Origin of the sequence: Dactylosporangium sp. NPDC000521, assembly GCF_042898305.1 — a bacterium.
In the GTDB taxonomy this organism is placed as follows: domain Bacteria; phylum Actinomycetota; class Actinomycetes; order Mycobacteriales; family Micromonosporaceae; genus Dactylosporangium.
Genome location: NZ_JBIAYW010000001.1, coordinates 981,404 through 996,041, shown reverse-complemented (window position 1 = coordinate 996,041; position 14,638 = coordinate 981,404). Strand labels below are relative to the sequence as shown.

The 14,638-nt window shown below is 73.6% G+C and carries 13 protein-coding genes; 7 read left to right on the top strand and 6 right to left on the bottom strand.

What is annotated here, in order from left to right; genetic code table 11:
• Positions 1–108: 108 nt before the first annotated feature.
• From ACFY3L_RS04760 to ACFY3L_RS04750, 3 genes are read left to right on the top strand one after another with little or no spacing between them, the layout of a single operon-like run.
• Entirely contained in the window at positions 109–1,497 is a 1,389-nt protein-coding gene (locus ACFY3L_RS04760; RefSeq protein ID WP_389318718.1) for a WD40 repeat domain-containing protein, read from the top strand.
• Entirely contained in the window at positions 1,410–1,979 is a 570-nt protein-coding gene (locus tag ACFY3L_RS04755; RefSeq protein WP_389318716.1) for a WD40 repeat domain-containing protein, read from the top strand. The genes ACFY3L_RS04760 and ACFY3L_RS04755 overlap by 88 nt, the downstream gene beginning before the upstream one ends.
• A 23-nt stretch (positions 1,980–2,002) precedes the next feature.
• Entirely contained in the window at positions 2,003–2,704 is a 702-nt protein-coding gene (locus ACFY3L_RS04750) for a DUF1963 domain-containing protein (protein ID WP_389318714.1), read from the top strand.
• A gap of 40 nt (positions 2,705–2,744) precedes the next feature.
• Here the strand turns inward: ACFY3L_RS04750 and ACFY3L_RS04745 are convergent, their stop codons facing one another.
• Positions 2,745–3,530 carry an FkbM family methyltransferase gene (locus ACFY3L_RS04745; protein ID WP_389318713.1) on the bottom strand — a complete coding sequence of 262 codons (786 nt, stop codon included), beginning with the start codon at positions 3,528–3,530 and terminating at the stop codon, positions 2,745–2,747.
• A 102-nt stretch (positions 3,531–3,632) separates the two neighbouring features.
• On the opposite strand from ACFY3L_RS04745, the gene ACFY3L_RS04740 reads away from it, so the two are divergent.
• Complete coding sequence (locus ACFY3L_RS04740; protein ID WP_389318711.1) at positions 3,633–4,613, top strand: hypothetical protein; 981 nt, start codon at positions 3,633–3,635, stop codon at positions 4,611–4,613.
• A 96-nt stretch (positions 4,614–4,709) separates the two neighbouring features.
• On the opposite strand, the gene ACFY3L_RS04735 is transcribed toward ACFY3L_RS04740, so the two are convergent.
• Positions 4,710–5,261, bottom strand: a complete 552-nt coding sequence (locus ACFY3L_RS04735) for a hypothetical protein (protein ID WP_389318709.1) — start codon at positions 5,259–5,261, stop codon at positions 4,710–4,712.
• A gap of 193 nt (positions 5,262–5,454) precedes the next feature.
• Here ACFY3L_RS04735 and ACFY3L_RS04730 point away from each other — a divergent pair, with 193 nt between their 5' ends.
• Both ACFY3L_RS04730 and ACFY3L_RS04725 read left to right on the top strand, forming a co-directional pair.
• Positions 5,455–7,038 (top strand): ABC transporter transmembrane domain-containing protein, encoded by a 1,584-nt coding sequence (locus ACFY3L_RS04730; RefSeq protein ID WP_389319161.1) that lies wholly within the window; start codon positions 5,455–5,457, stop codon positions 7,036–7,038.
• Entirely contained in the window at positions 7,035–8,765 is a 1,731-nt protein-coding gene (locus tag ACFY3L_RS04725) for an ABC transporter ATP-binding protein (protein WP_389318707.1), read from the top strand. Before ACFY3L_RS04730 ends, ACFY3L_RS04725 begins: the two co-directional genes overlap by 4 nt.
• 46 nt (positions 8,766–8,811) lie before the next feature.
• Here the strand turns inward: ACFY3L_RS04725 and ACFY3L_RS04720 are convergent, their stop codons facing one another.
• Genes ACFY3L_RS04720 through ACFY3L_RS04705 form a run of 4 tightly spaced genes read right to left on the bottom strand, consistent with a single transcriptional unit; the run spans position 8,812 to position 12,831 of the window.
• Complete coding sequence (locus ACFY3L_RS04720) at positions 8,812–9,774, bottom strand: hypothetical protein (RefSeq protein WP_389318705.1); 963 nt, start codon at positions 9,772–9,774, stop codon at positions 8,812–8,814.
• Positions 9,771–10,847 carry a GNAT family N-acetyltransferase gene (locus ACFY3L_RS04715; protein WP_389318704.1) on the bottom strand — a complete coding sequence of 359 codons (1,077 nt, stop codon included), beginning with the start codon at positions 10,845–10,847 and terminating at the stop codon, positions 9,771–9,773. The genes ACFY3L_RS04720 and ACFY3L_RS04715 overlap by 4 nt, the downstream gene beginning before the upstream one ends.
• Positions 10,844–11,296 carry a DUF4188 domain-containing protein gene (locus ACFY3L_RS04710; protein WP_344505158.1) on the bottom strand — a complete coding sequence of 151 codons (453 nt, stop codon included), beginning with the start codon at positions 11,294–11,296 and terminating at the stop codon, positions 10,844–10,846. The genes ACFY3L_RS04715 and ACFY3L_RS04710 overlap by 4 nt, the downstream gene beginning before the upstream one ends.
• Positions 11,293–12,831 carry a phenylacetate--CoA ligase family protein gene (locus tag ACFY3L_RS04705; protein ID WP_389318702.1) on the bottom strand — a complete coding sequence of 513 codons (1,539 nt, stop codon included), beginning with the start codon at positions 12,829–12,831 and terminating at the stop codon, positions 11,293–11,295. The genes ACFY3L_RS04710 and ACFY3L_RS04705 overlap by 4 nt, the downstream gene beginning before the upstream one ends.
• Positions 12,832–12,928: 97 nt before the next feature.
• Here ACFY3L_RS04705 and ACFY3L_RS04700 point away from each other — a divergent pair, with 97 nt between their 5' ends.
• Complete coding sequence (locus ACFY3L_RS04700; RefSeq protein WP_389318700.1) at positions 12,929–14,539, top strand: amidohydrolase family protein; 1,611 nt, start codon at positions 12,929–12,931, stop codon at positions 14,537–14,539.
• The last annotated feature ends 99 nt before the right edge of the window (positions 14,540–14,638 follow it).

Sequence of the window (14,638 nt, the reverse complement as noted above, 5' to 3'; positions counted from 1 at the left end):
CTCAACCAGCTGGAGCCGGCGTTCCTCGAGGCCAGCAACGACCTGGCTGAGCGGGAGCAGGCCGGCGCCCGGCGGCAGGCGCGCCGGCTCAAGCGGCTCGTCGCCGGCATGGCCGTGCTGCTGGTGCTCGCCGTGCTCGGCGGTGCCGTCGCGATCCGCCAGCGCCAGGACGCGCGCCGGCAGCAGGTGGCGGCGCCGGCCGAGGAGGTGTCGCTGCGGTCCCGGTCCTTGCTGGCCACCGACCCGGAACTCGCCGGCCTGCTGGCGGTCGAGGCCGAGCGCCTGCACTCGACGACCGAGACCCGCGGCGCCGTGCTCAGCGCCGCCGTGACGCCCCGGCGGCTCGAGCTCAACGTCGGCGGGCCGTCGATCTACGCCGTCGCGTTCGACCCCGGCCGCTCGCTGCTCGCCTCCGCCGCGGGCGACGGCACGATCGGCCTGTGGGACCCCGCCCGCGGCACCCGCACCGGCACACTGACCGGCCACTCGGGGCGGGCGGCGAACGTCGCGTTCAACGGCGACGGGGCGCGCCTCGCCTCAGTCGGGATCGATGGCGCCAAGGGCTCCGTCATCATCTGGGACGTCGCCACCGGGCGGCCGGTGCACCGCTTCGACGACGACAACCTCGGCTCGGCGATGGCGTTCAGCCCCGACGGCGCCACCGTCGCCGTCGCCAAGGGCAACACCATCGCGCTGTTCCACGTCGGTACCGGCGGCAGGACCGTCCTCGGTGGACAGGGACCCGCCATCGGGTCGCTGACGTTCAGCCACGACGGGACGCTGCTCGCCTCCGCCGACGGTCACGCGCCCAAGGTGTGGAACGTGGCCGTGGGCACCGTCGCCGCCGAGAACGGCGCCATCACCGTCTGGGACCTGCGGCGGCGCGAACGCCTCGAGACGCTGCAGGACCGCGGCCGCACCGAGACGGTCACCGTCGCGCTGAGCCGCGACGGCACGTACCTCGCCTCCGCCGGCTTCAACGGCACGATCGTCCTGCACGACCTCGCCGCCCGGCGGTTCGGCGGGTTCACCGCACGAGTGCACGACGTCAAGGCCGGCCCCGCCGGCAGCGACGGGACGGTGGGGCTGTGGGACACCGACGGGAAGGCGCTGACCGTCCTGAGTGGACTCGGCGACGAGGTGCAGACCGTCGCGTTCCACCCGGCGGGCAGGTGCTCGCCGGCATCACCCGTACCAACACCGTCACCATCTGGGACATCCGGCTGGGCCGGCCCGCGACGGCGCCGCTGCGCGCCAACGGCTCGGGCGTCTCCACCGACCTCGCCTTCGACGCCACCGGCGGGTTCCTCGCCGCGGCGACCCTCGGCCCCTCGCTGTGGGACGTGCGGGACGGCGGCGCGCCGGTCGACCGCACCGCCCCGCTCGACCAGCGGATCGTCACGTCGCTGGTGTTCACGCCCGACGGCCGCCGGCTCATCGGCGCGAGCGCCGGTGGCTTCGTCAACGTGTGGGACACCGCGACCGGACGCCAGCTGAGCCGGGTCGACACCGGCCAGAGCGCCGTGCAGGACATCGCCGTCAGCCCGGACGGCGGCCTGCTCGCGACGGCGGCCTGCTCGCGACGGCAGGCGACAGCCGGACCGTCGAACTCTGGGACACGGCGACCGGCCGCGAGCTCGCCGTCCTCAGTGGACACACGGCGCCGGTGCAGGTGCTCGCCTTCGACCGGGGACGGCCGCCGGCTCGCGTCCGCGGGCGACGACCACTCCGTCATCGTCCGGGACGTCGCCGGCCGGCGGCCGCTCGCCACCCTGACCGGGCACACCGCGCGGGTGCGCGGACTCGCGTTCACCGCGGCCGGCACGCTCGTCTCGGGCGCCGCGGACGGCCGGGTCGTCAGCTGGTCGTTCGACGTCGCCGCCGCGCGGTCCCAGGTCTGCGCCGGTCGCGCGCTGACCCGGCAGGAGTGGGCGGCGCACCTGCCGTCGGTGGCGTACCGCCCGGCCTGCGGCCGCTGACCGCCGGATGGCAGACTGTCCGCGTGGATCTTGAGGGCCTCCGGGACGCCGTGCTGGCCCTCGCCCGGCCGGCGCTGGAGCTGGCGGTGCTCGAGGACTGGGAGGGCGAGGACGACGAGATCGCCGACGGCGGCCGGTACGCCGGCAACTACGGCGGCCTGCCGCACCTGCCGCCCGGCGTCGCGTGGCCGGCGGTCGGCGGCGAGCCGCTCACCCTCCTCGCCCAGCTGCGCTGCGCCGCCCTCGCCGACCTGCTGGGTGAGGAGTGGACGCTGCTCCGCGACGGCCTGCTGCTGTGCTTCGCCGCGGTCGGGCGCGACGAGCCCGACGCCGGCAGGGTGCTCCACGTGCCCGAGGGCCCGCCGGTACCGGAGGCGCCACAGCACGCGGAGGTCATTCCGCCGCAACCGCTGGGTGCGTGGACGGTCCGGTCCGTGCCGGAGTTCGGCGACCCGGCCGTGCGCGCCCTGCTGCACGAGCATGGCCCGGCGCTGATCGACGTCATCCGGGCGCTCGCCCCGGAACACACCCCGCACCAGGTCCTGGGCTGGCTCGGCGACGGCTACCACCCGCACCCGCGGCCCGGCAGCCGGCCGCTGCTCCAGCTGGAGGGCGAGGAGGGCACCGCGTGGGGTGAGCTGGTCCGGCTGGCGTTCGTGCTCCCCGACGAGGACCTGCGGGCGGGCCGGCTCGACCGGGTCCAGCTGACCTACGAGGTCGCCTGACCGCGCAACACTCGACGACCGCTCAACGCTCGACGACCGGTCACAGCTCGATGACCGCGAACGGGTAGAACGGCACCTTCTCCAGCTCCTCGATCGTCACCGGGGACGGCCGGCCGTCCTGGTCCAGGGCGTGGAAGGTGCCGCCGAGGTCGTCGCGGATCGTGCGCAGCACGGCGGCGAAGCGTCCGGTGTCGGCGCCGAGCATGATGGCGTTCCACTCGAAGACGATGCGCCGGATCCGCTTGTCTCGGATGAGCTGCATCATGCCCATGAACGCGTGGTACTCGCCGCCCTCGATGTCGATCTTCAGCAGGTCGACGACCGGGACGTCCTTGAGCGCGTCGTCGAGCCGCACCGCCGGCACCTCGATCATCGTGATGTCGTCGAGGCGGTGCGCGTGCGTGGGCCGCTCCTGGATGGACGAGTCACCGACGAACTTCGCCGACGCGTGGAACTTGACCGACGTGTTCTCCGAGTACGCCGCCTCGGTCCGCACCACGATGTCGTGGTCGGTCAGCCAGTTCATCGCCAGGTTGTCCTTGAGCAGCTCCGCGGTCGTCGGGTTGGCCTCGAACGCGATGATCCGGCCGCCGGTGCCGACGAGCTTCGCCGCCAGCACCGTGAAGTAGCCGACGTTCGCGCCGACGTCGACGATCGTCTGACCCGGCTTCAGGTTGTTGGCGAGGAACTTCGTCAGTGGCGGCTCGATCGCGCCCCACGTGGTCAGCGCCGGCATGAGGCTGTAATCGTCGGCGGGGACGACGAGCATGCCGCCGTAGGCCAGATCGATGAGCATCCGGTCCCGCCCGATGTAGGTGCCGCGCATCGGTTCCCCCTGTCCCCGCCGCGTCGTCGGTACGATCATCATGGCATCGCCGGGCCGGCCGGGGGACGCGTTCCGCCGGGTTGCCGTCGCGGCGCGACTCGGGTGCGGACATTCAGTCGCCGGCCGGGCCGCCGGTTCTGGCGGCTGATGCTGGTCGCGTTCGGACTCGTCGCCGCCGGGTACACCGTCCTCGCCGTCGCCGGGTTCCGCGACACGTCGATCCTGCCGCCGATGCCGGTCCCGGCGGCCGTCCTCGCCGGCGCCGGCTTCCTCGCCGCCATGTGGGCGATGGCACGGGTCCCGCTCGGCATCACGAGCGCCGGCGAACGCTGGCGGCAGTGGCTGGACCGCGCGATCGCCTTCCTCGGCTGCGGCACCGTCCTGTTCCACGTCGGCCTGGCCCCGGTGATGACGGCGACCACGCCGTGGAGCACCCAGACGGTCGTCCTGCTGGGGCTGTCGCTCGTGCTCGCCGCCGGAGGCATCACCAAGGTCGCCTACATCCGCGGCGGCCCGATCGACCGGTCCGCGCTGCGCCTGATCGGCTCGACCGGCCTGACCGGTGCCGTCGTCGCGCTGCTGCTCATCCACGGCGGCGACGCCGGGTCCGTGGCGGACCAGGCGGTGGTCATGCCGTTCGCGGCGGTCCTCGGCACCCTCGCCGTGCGCCGCCAGTGGCAGCACACCGCCGGCGGACCTGGCCGCGCCGGGGCGTGGCTGCCCTACCTGACCGTCGCCGCGGTCGACGTGCCGCTCATCGCCGTCATCCCCGGCGAGCTGACCACGGCCGACCAGTTGGTGATCGCGGCGTCTGTACTGGTGACAGGGCTCGTCACCGTCCGGCAGTTCGTCGCGTTCCGGGAGAACGCGCGGCTGCTCGCCGACAAGCGAGCCTCCCAGGAACGCCTCGAGCACGACGCCACCCACGACGGCCTGACCGGGCTGCCCGCCCTCGGTGTCCGTCTCGCCCTCGACGACTTCGGCACCGGCGAGTCGTCCCTCAGCCTGCTGCGCGCCTTCCCCTGGGCGACACCCTGGGCCAGGGCTGCCACCTGGCCCGCCCCATGCCCGCCGCCGAGATGACCCGGCTCCTGGCCACCCAACGCGACCTTGTCGCCCCGTCCTGACCGCCGGTCGTCCGCGCCCCGTCGCCCGGGTCCGACGTCGCGCGATCAGGTCTCAGCCGACAGCCCAATGCCAGAGTGTGCTGACGATGGCGCCCAAACCCCACAAGAACAGCACCGCACCGAGCATTCGCTCGAGAAGCACCGTGCGGGCCTCCCGGCGAGCCAGCCGTTCGTCGGGGACACCGCGGCGGAACGGGCTGAACGGTGCCACCAATCGCGACGACAGCGCGACGTGCTTCGTGACCAGCCCCTTGTAGTTCGTCGCGGCCACGAGCCCGACCACCGTCAGGACCAGCCCCCCGGCCACGAGCACCACGCGACCCCTTTCGGAGAGCTGCCGGCACATCCCGAGATCGCCGCTGGCCATCGACACCCGGCCTCCGGCACCGGTCCCTTGGCTACGAGCCAGTGTAGGCGGCGCATCGGTGCGCTCGACAGCGCCGCTGCTTCCTCCCGCCGTGGTGACGGAAACGGTAGGTATCGCACTGTTGGGGCCGAACCCTCCGTTGCCCAGCTCCAGACAGCAGCGGCGGAACAGCGCCGGCAGCGCGGCGCCGACGGCGTCCTCGACGGCGCGCGACTCCTGCGGCGTGGCGGCCATCATCGCAGCGGGGTACGACACATCTCGGATTCCCTGGGCTTGCCGGGGACATCGAAAAATCCGCAGACGGCGAACAGTTCGGGAGGGACGTCGCGCGCGGGTATGGGGCAGCATGGAAGGGGTGGAGGTCGGGGGGTCCGCGGGGTTTCTGGTCCGGCTCGGGTGGCAGATCAGGGGCAGGGTCGCGCTCGGGGCGATGTTCGGGGCGTTGTGGTTCATGAGCATGGCGTTCACGCCGTTCCTGATCTCGCAGGCGATCGACAGGGGGTTGCAGTCGCGCCGGCCGGCGGTGCTGGCCGGGTGGGCCGGGGCGGTGCTGGTGGTGGGAGTGGCGAGCGCGGGGCTGGGGATCATGCGGCATCGGAGCATGACGAAGCTGCGGATGACGGCGGCGCTGCGGACTGCGGATCTGATCATGACGCACGCGACGCGGCTGGGGGCGGCGTTGCCGCGCGGGGTCACGGCGGGGGAGGTCGTCACGATCGGCATCTCCGACGTGTGGACGATCGGGCGGGCGATGAACGTCGGTGGGGTCGGGGTGGCGTCGACGCTGGCCTACACGGTGGTGGCGGTGCTGCTGGCCCGGACGTCGGGGACGCTTGCCGTGGTGGTGCTCGCCGGGGTGCCGGTGCTCGTGCTGCTCGTCGGGCCGTTGCTGCGGCGCACGCAGCGGGCCGGGCTGCGGTACCGGGACCGACAGGGCGAGCTCAACGCGCGGCTGGTCGACGTGCTGGGCGGGCTGCGGATCCTCAACGGGCTCGGCGGCAAGGACATCTACCACGGGCGTTACCAGGCCGAGTCCGCGCGGCTGCGGGACCAGGGGTACCGGGTCGGTGGCCCGTCCAGCTGGATCGGGGCGCTCGGCGGCGGGCTGCCGGTGGTGTTCCTCGGGGTCGTCGTGTGGCTCGCCGCCCGGCAGGCCGCGGCGGGGGAGCTCACGGTCGGCGAGCTGGTCGCGGTCTACGGGTACACCGCCATGCTCGTGATCCCCGTCGATGTGATGATCTTCTGTGCGTCCGACGCGGCGCGGGGCCTCGTCGCGGCCCGGCGGGTGGTGGACTTCCTGAAGCTGCCCGTCGACGACGCGGGCGGGACGGCGGCGCCGGACGGGCCGGCCACGCTGCGGGACCCGGAGTCCGGGGTGGTCGTGGAGCCGGACCGGCTGACCGCGCTCGCCGGGGCGCGGCCGGAGGAGGCGGCGGCGGTGATCGACCGGCTCGGGCGGTACGGGCCGACCGGCGCCACCTGGGGAGACCGGCGGCTCGCCGAGATCGCGCAGGCCGAGGTGCGGGCCCGGATCCTGGTCGCCGAGCACGACGCGGACCTGTTCGCGGGGCCGCTGCGGGAGGTGGTCGCCGGGCGGGACGAGCCCGACGACAACCTGGTGCGCGCGGCGATCCGGACCGCGGTCGCGCACGACGTCGCCGCCGAGCTGGACCGCAGGGTCGAGTGGGGCGGGCGGAACCTGTCCGGCGGGCAGCGGCAGCGGGTGCGGCTGGCCCGCGCCGTCCACGCCGACCCGGAGCTGCTGCTGGTCGTCGAGCCGACGTCGGCGGTCGACGCGCACACCGAGGCGGCCATCGCGGAGCGGTTCACGGCCGCGCGGGCCGGGCGCGGCACCGTCGTGGCCACCACGTCGCCGGTGCTGCTGGACCACGCCGACGTGGTGCACTACCTCGTCGGCGGCAGGGTCGCCGCGTCCGGCACGCACCGCGCGCTGCTGGCCGCCGAACCCGGCTACCGGGCCCTGGTCAGCCGCGCGTTCGGCGGCGACGCATGACGGCGCGGGGTGCGGGCGGCGTGGCGGCGACCCTGCCGATCGCCGACCAGCGGATGGTCGGGCGGGCGGCGCTGCGGCTGCTCGCGGCCGACCGGCCGTCCGTCGTCGCGATCCTCGTGCTCAACTCCCTCGCGGCGGTCGCCGGGCTCGGCGCGCCGTGGCTGCTCGGCCGGATCGTCGACACGGTGACCGGCAAGGGCGGCGCCGTCGACGGGCTCGCGGTCGCGGTGCTGGCGTGTGCCGTCGCGCAGATGCTGCTCACCCGGTCCGCGCTGGCGATCGCGTACCGGTTCGGCGAGCGCACGGCGTACCGCATCCGGGAGGCATTCCTCCGGCGCGCCCTCGCCCTGCCGGCGGCCGTCGTCGAGCGGGTGCCGGCCGGTGACCTCGCCGCGCGGGGCACCACCGACATCGACGCCGTCGCGTCGACGCTCCGCGACGTGCTGCCGAGCATGACCGTCGGCGCCGTGCAGATCGTGTTCATCTGCTCGGCGCTGCTGCTGCTCGACCCGCTGCTCGGTGTGGTCGGCGTGCTCGGGCTGTCGGGGATCTGGTTCGTCACGCGGTGGTACCTGCGGCGGGCCCGCACCGCGTACCTCGCGGAGGGGGCGGCCAACTCGGTGCTCGCCGACGAGCTGACCGCGACCACGACCGGCGCCCGCACGATCGAGGCGTTCGGGCTGGGGGAGCGCCGCCTCGCCGCCGGGCACGCCGCGATCGCCGAGACCCACCGGACCCGCCTGGCGACGCTCGCGCTGCGGACGGTGTTCTTCCCGCTGGTGGAGACGTCGTACGCGGTGCCCGGGGTCCTCGTGCTGCTGCTCGGCGGCATGCTGTCCATCGAGGGCCGGGTCAGCCTCGGCACGGTCGTCGCGGCCGTCCTGTACCTGCGGCAGCTCGTCGGCCCGCTGGACAGCATCCTCATCTGGATCGAGCAGCTGCAGAGCAGCAGCGCCTCGTTCGCCCGGGTCGAAGGCCTCGCCGCGATCCCGGAGCAGGCCCCGGCCGCGGCGGAAGCGCCACGGGACGACCGGATCGAGGTGCGGGGCGTGCGGTACGCGTACGAGCCCGGCCACGACGTCCTGCACGGCGTCGACCTCACCATCCGCCCCGGTGAGCGGCTCGCGATCGTCGGCCTGTCCGGCGCCGGGAAGTCGACCCTGGGCATGCTCGTCGCGGGCGTGGACCGCCCCACCGCCGGCACCGTCACCGTCGGCGGCGTCCCGATCGCCGACCTTCCCCCGGACGAGCTGCGCCGGCAGGTCGTGCTCGTCACGCAGGAGCACCACGTGTTCCGCGAGTCGCTGCGCGACAACCTCATCGTCGCCGCCCCCGACGAGGACCTCCGCGAGGCGCTGAAGACCGTCGGCGCCGACTGGGCCGACGACCTCGACCGCGACCTGGCGCTGCACCCCCTCGACGGCGCCCAGGCCCAGCAGGTCGCGTTGGCGCGGGTGCTACTGGCGGACCCGCACACCGTGATCCTCGACGAGGCCACCGCGCTGCTGGACCCGACGGCCGCCCGGACGGCGGAGCGGGCCCTCGCCGCCGTGCTGCACGAGCGGACCGTCATCGCGATCGCGCACCGCCTGCAGACGGCGCACGACGCCGACCGGGTCGCGGTGATGGAGGACGGCCGGATCATCGAACTCGGCACCCACGACGAGCTCGTCGCCGCGGGCGGCCCCTACGCCGCCCTCTGGCGCTCCTGGCACGACGGCGTGTGACGCCGGGCGGCATGGACGTCAGCGACGACGTACGGGACCGACCGGGTCACGGCGACGGGATGCGGGCCGAGCGGACCGGCGGCTGGAGCGGGCGGCCGGTGCGGAACACGGCCAGGGGTGCCTCGTCGGGCGCGAGGCCGAGACGCTCGGCGAGCCGGGTGCCGGTGGCCGTGCAGTCCAGGAGCTGGCTCAGCGGGTGGACGGCGAGGCCGCGCTCCGACAGCGCCAGCCACACCCGCACGAGGGCGCGCCCGTGCTCGATGACCGCCTCCGGAGTGACGGCGCTGCCGACGAGGACGAGGACGCTGCCGTCGTACCGCAGCAGGCCCTTCGACGCGGCGGCCAGCAGCGCCGGGCCGCCGAGCCGGCGGGTGACCCGGTAGCCGCGCGGCCCGATCATCACGGCCAGCCCGGACGCCTCGACGCGGGACAGCGCCATGGCGCGATCCGTGAGGCCGTCGAGCCGGTACCGGGGGTGCTTCGGCGACAGGCGCATCCACTCACGCAGCTCGGCGACGACGGCGGGCGTGCCGAACATCCACCGGTCCGCCGCCGCGAGGGGCTTGACGAGCGAACGGCTGGGCAGTTGCCGCAGGTCGGCGCCGAGCGCGGCCAGCGCGGCGAGCGTCGCGGTGTCCAGGGTTCCGGGCGCGTACCCGCCCCGCGCGCAGCCGCGCTGCCGCACGGAGGCGAGGGTGAAGGGCGTCTCGTACACCGCGGAATCCGGCAGCAGGCGGGCGGCGCGCAGCGAGGCGTGGTCGACGGACACCGAAGCCCGCACCGGCAGGCCGGCGTCGGCCGCGACGATCAGGCACGTCTCGATGAACGCGCCGAGCGAGAGGAACATGTCCCGCCGCGTCGGGTCCGAGTCCGGCAGCGCCCGCGCCGGGTCCCAGTGCACGTCGACCGAGTCGCCGCCGTACCGCAGGACCCACGGCTGCGTGTTGTGCGCGCTCGGCGCCCGCCGGCAGTCGTCCTCGAGCGCGCGGAACGATGACACCCAGCTCATGTGACCGCCCGTTCATAGAAGGTGTAACCGTGCAGCGGGCGGCCGCCCATCCGCCGGTACTGCGCCGCGGACGCCGGGTTGTCGCGCTCCACGTACGTGCTGCGCAGCGTCCGGTAGCCGCCGGCCCGCAGCCCCCGGTACAGCTCGCGGGACAGCAGCGTCAGGTAGCCGCGGCCCTGCTCGCCGGGGACGGTGCCCTTGATGATGAGGACCGCGTCGCGGCGGTAGCGGTCGCGGGTGGCGAGCAGCCGCAGCTGGTTGAGCACGCCGAGCCGGCCGCCGACCTTCATGAAGAACTCCGACACGTCGGGCACGGTGACGATGAACGCGACGGGGCGGCCGGCCTTCTCCAGCCACAGCAGCAGCGCCTCGTCGAGCAGGAACGACAGGCCGTCGGTCTGCTTCGCCAGCTCGTCGGCGTCGATCTCGGTGTAGTAGCCGAGCTGCGCGAACGACGCGTTGAGCATCTCCCGCAGGATCGGCAGCTGCGCCTTGAACCGGCGGCGGGAGCCGTGCCGCACGACGAGCTCCTCGGCGGCGATCCGCGCGTCGTCGAAGGCGAACTCGCCGCCGGCGCCGATGTCGCACAACCACGTGTCGGCCTCGAAGCGGCGGGTGAAGCCGTGCCGCTCGTACGAGTCGGGGTAGTGCGGCGGGTTCCAGGCGGAGTCGATGAAGCCACGCTCGTCGAAGCCCGACGTGATGACGCCGCCGGTCTGGTTGGGCAGCAGCCCGACCGGCCCGAACAGCGCCTCGGTGTCGCGGCCGCGCTCCGCGACCAGTTCGAACAGCGCCGAGGCCGCGGCATCGCCGGCGAACTCGGTCAGGCCGAAGAGCTGGTGCCGCCGGCCGAGCTTCGCGTCGAACTTCGCGTTGCGATGGAGGCAGGTGCGGCCGACCACGGCGCCCGAGTCGTCGCGGGCGAGGAACAGCTCGGCACCGTCGCCGGTGAAACCCGCGATGACCGAGTCCGCAAGGGGCACGTACCGGTCCCGCGGGTGCAGCCGCAGCGGCAGGTCGCAGAACGCGCGCAGCCCGGCCCGGCCGGTGACCGGTTCGATGTGGACGGTCACGACGCCGGCCGGTGCACGGCAGGGCCGTCCGTCTCGCGGGACAGCGGCGTGTAGGTCTCGATGTGCGCCATCGTATTGCCCTCGGCGCGCCAGACGCCGTTGGTGTAGCCGCTCTCCTCGGCGTTGTAGAGCCGGATGTAGCCGCCGGTGGCGTTGCGGGTGCCGTTGTCGGTGATCCAGCACATGAGGTCGCGGTGGTGCTTGGTGCGGGCGAACTGCAGCAGCGCGTCCCGGTCGCGGAAGAACGCGATGGTGCCGAGCGTGAACGGCCACTGCCAGTAGACGGTGTGCCAGCAGTACCCGGGCAGCCGCTTCATCTGGCGCACCATCTTGAACCAGGTGAAGGTGAGGATGAAGATCGAGTGCGGGCCGCGGTAGCGGGTGGCGCCGACGAACATCGCGGTCGCCTGCCCGACCGGCGGCACCTTGGAGAAGTCGGTGGTCCTCATGCTGCGCTCCTGGCCAGGTAGACGTTCTTGATCTTGCCGTTGCTGGCGGCGAACGGGCCGGCGCCGTGCTCGTGGACACGGACGCGCAGGTCGGCGGCGGTCGGGTCCTCGGCGAGGGACTCGGCGAAGTCGCGGCTGACCTCGGCAAGGTAGCGCAGCACCCCGCGCCGGCACACGTCGGCGAGCTCGTCGAGCTCCGGCTGTGTCAGCTGTACGCCTTCCCGGAGCTGGATGTTGACCGCCGGGCGGCTCTCCAGGTCGCTGTGCTCCTCGAGGGTCAGGCAGAAGCCCTGGATCCGGTGGGCGAGGGGGTTGTCCTGGTACAGGCCGTTCTCGACGTCCTGCGGATAGATGTTCGCGCCCATGTACGAGATGGTGCTGTCCTTGCGTCCGAACAGGAACAGCAGCGGCAGCTTCATCCGGTCGCCCTCGAAGGCGCGCCGCATCGCTGTCATCGCCGACGGGTCCTCGCCGACGATGGCGCTCAGCTCGTTGAACGACATCAGCTTGCCCTCGTCGCCGATGTTGTAGCGCACCTTCGGGTTGAGCACCGCGGTCGTGTTGATGGTGCACAGGATCTCGCCGTCGGCGGTGGTCTCCAGATAGGTCTCGAGCGGGTTGTACTGGAAGATCATCGGCAGCCGGTGCTCGTCGGCGCCGAGCAGCGCGTCCCGCAGCCGCTGGTCGGTGCGCAGCCGGCGGCGCAGCCACACCGTCAGGTCGGTCTCGCCGCCCATGCCGATCGTCAGGTCGCTGGCGCCGTAGCCGGAGCGCACCTTCGTGAAGCGCTGCTCCAGGTAGTCGCGCAGGGCCTCGGTCATGCCCTCGCCGCCGACCAGCGCGGACAGCTTGTAGGGCGCCCAGTCGAAGCCGACCGCGTCCATCTTGTCCTGCAGGTGCTTCAGGAACGGCGGGTAGGCGGTGATGACGTAGTCGAAACCGGGCCCGAAGTGCCGCAGCGTGTCGATGATCTTGTCGAGGTCGGGGCCGGTGTTCTTCACCATCGCGACCCGGGCCATGGCGATGCCGGTGTTGGTGCCGGTCGCCCACGCGCCCATCGAGTAGGCGTTGATGACGAACCGCCGCTTCGACGGGAACACCAGCGTGGTGTAGCCGGCGAGGTTCTTGTGCACCGTCCCGAGCTCTTTCTTGCTGCGGATCCAGTTGTACGGCTGGCCCGACGACCCCGACGACTCGTCGACGACGCTGCCGGCGATCTCGATCCGGCCGTGCCAGCAGCGCTGCTCCTCCGGGTACGCCTTCACGTAGGTCAGCTTCGCGGTCGGCGGGTAGGACGTCAGGTCGAACCAGCGGAACTGCCAGTCGTTGCGGCGCAGGAAGTCGCCGTACGCGGGCACGTCGATCGCGGCGAACTGGCACGTCATCCACGCGTGCAGCCGGGCGAACCGGGCCATCCACGGCCGGTAGTTGCGGGCCATCAGCCGCCACACCGCCGGGTGCACCCGGTAGATCGCGTACAGCCAGGTCAGCCCGAAGCTGCTGACCCGAAGCACCCATTGCCGCACGAACGTCACGACTGTTCCCTTCCTCCTCAACCGTCTACATCCTCGGCCGGCGGCCGTCCTGGCGCCTGAGCCGTCCTACTCGCATCCGGGTAAGTATTGTTGCCACATGGCCGGGACACTCATGACCGGAGCGACGATCTGGGCCGGCCCGACCTGCACCCCGCAGCCTGGCTGGCTGCTGGTCGCCGGCGACCGGATCACCGCCCTGGGCACGCGGGACACGCCACCCCCGCCGGCGGACACCATGATCGACGTCGCAGGGTGTCACATTCTGCCCGGGTTCGTCGACACGCACCTGCACGCCACCGTTGTCGGGTGGCAGACGCTCGGCGTCGACGGCTCCGCCTGGACCTCGCTGCCCGCGGCGCTCACCGCGATCGGGGCGGCGGCCGCGGCCGACCCGCACGCGCCCTGGCTGCTGGTTTGGAACGCCCGGCCGTTCCGGTGGCCGCAGCGGCGCCTGCCGACGGCCGCCGAGCTCGACGCCGTCGCGCCCGGCCGTCAGATATTGGTCAGTGGCGTCGACGTCCACCGCGGCGCCGTCTCCTCCCAGGCGATGCGGGCGCTCGGCATCACCACCCGGCGGGCCCAGGACGGCGACGTGAGCCTCGACCGCCGGGGCCGGCCGACCGGGGAGCTCTGGGAGCAGGCGTACGGCGAGGCCCTCGCCCGCGCGCTCGCCTCCGCCCCCGGCGACCCTGCGGCGCTGACCCGCCTGGCCCTCGACAGGTGCGTGTCGCTGGGCATCACGCACGCGCACGAGGCGTACGTGCCGCCCCACCACCACGAGCGGATGCTGGGCCTCGCGGCCGCCGGCTCGCCGCGGCTGTCGTGGGCGGTCGGTGCCGGCGCGGGGCTGCTCAGCCCCCTGGAAGGGCCGTCGGTCGCGCCGGACGGCGACTACGGGGCGAGCGGGCGCGAGGCGAAGCTGTTCCTCGACGGCGGCGACCGGTGCGCCGTGTGCATGCCGGCCCGCGCGCTCGGCAGGCTGACCTGGCAAGCCGTCAAGGAGACCGTCGCCGCCCGGCACCCGGGCCCGCTGCGCGACGCGATGCGGCGGCGCACGGCAGTACATGGGCGGACGCTGCGACTGGAGTATCTGCGCTACTCGGACCGGGAGCTCGCCGACCTGCTGTCCGCATACCTTTCGGCCGGTCTGCGGCCGCGGATGCACGCGCTCGGCAACCTCGCCGTGCGTCAGGCCGCGACCGCCCTGCGCGCCGTGGGCGCCCCCGCCGGCGCTGCCGTCATCGACCACCTGGTCCTGCTCGACCCGGCGGCCGTCGACCTGGTCGCGGCGAGCGGGGCGTGGGCGACGGTGCAGCCCGGCTTCCTCACCACGTTCGGCCCGCAGATCGTCGACGGCGGCACCGACCGCTTCCTGACGGTCGTCGGCGGGCGGTCGCTGCTCGACGCCGGCGTGCCGCTGACCCTCGCCTCCGACCACCCGGCGGGGCCGCTGGACCCGCTCGGCAACCTCCGGCTCGCGGTGCGGCGCCCCATCCAGCCGGCCCAGGCGCTGACCCCGTCGGAGGCGGTGCGGGCGCTGACCGTCACGGCGGCCGCGTCGCTCGGCGCGCCCGGCGCCGGTGGCCTCGCCGCGGGGGAGACCGCGGACCTGGCGATCTGCGACGGCGACCCGTTCGACCCCGCGACCCGCGTCACGCAGACGTGGATCTCCGGCCGCCGCGTTTGGCCCGCCGCCGCCACCGGGTAAGTTGCACTCCACGACGGGCTCGCACTTAGGGTTGTCAACTATTGTCGGTTGCATGCCCTACTGCGTTCGTTGAGTGCCGTTGGGTGCCATTCCGTTCGT

Coding starts and splice junctions, on each gene's coding strand:
- ACFY3L_RS04730 (WP_389319161.1), top strand. CDS start 5,455: ATGTTCGGGGCGTTGTGGTTCATGAGCATGGCGTTCACGCCGTTCCTG.
- ACFY3L_RS04700 (WP_389318700.1), top strand. CDS start 12,929: ATGGCCGGGACACTCATGACCGGAGCGACGATCTGGGCCGGCCCGACC.
- ACFY3L_RS04720 (WP_389318705.1), bottom strand. CDS start 9,774: ATGAGCTGGGTGTCATCGTTCCGCGCGCTCGAGGACGACTGCCGGCGG.
- ACFY3L_RS04745 (WP_389318713.1), bottom strand. CDS start 3,530: ATGCGCGGCACCTACATCGGGCGGGACCGGATGCTCATCGATCTGGCC.
- ACFY3L_RS04760 (WP_389318718.1), top strand. CDS start 109: ATGGCCGTGCTGCTGGTGCTCGCCGTGCTCGGCGGTGCCGTCGCGATC.
- ACFY3L_RS04710 (WP_344505158.1), bottom strand. CDS start 11,296: ATGAGGACCACCGACTTCTCCAAGGTGCCGCCGGTCGGGCAGGCGACC.
- ACFY3L_RS04725 (WP_389318707.1), top strand. CDS start 7,035: ATGACGGCGCGGGGTGCGGGCGGCGTGGCGGCGACCCTGCCGATCGCC.
- ACFY3L_RS04735 (WP_389318709.1), bottom strand. CDS start 5,261: ATGATGGCCGCCACGCCGCAGGAGTCGCGCGCCGTCGAGGACGCCGTC.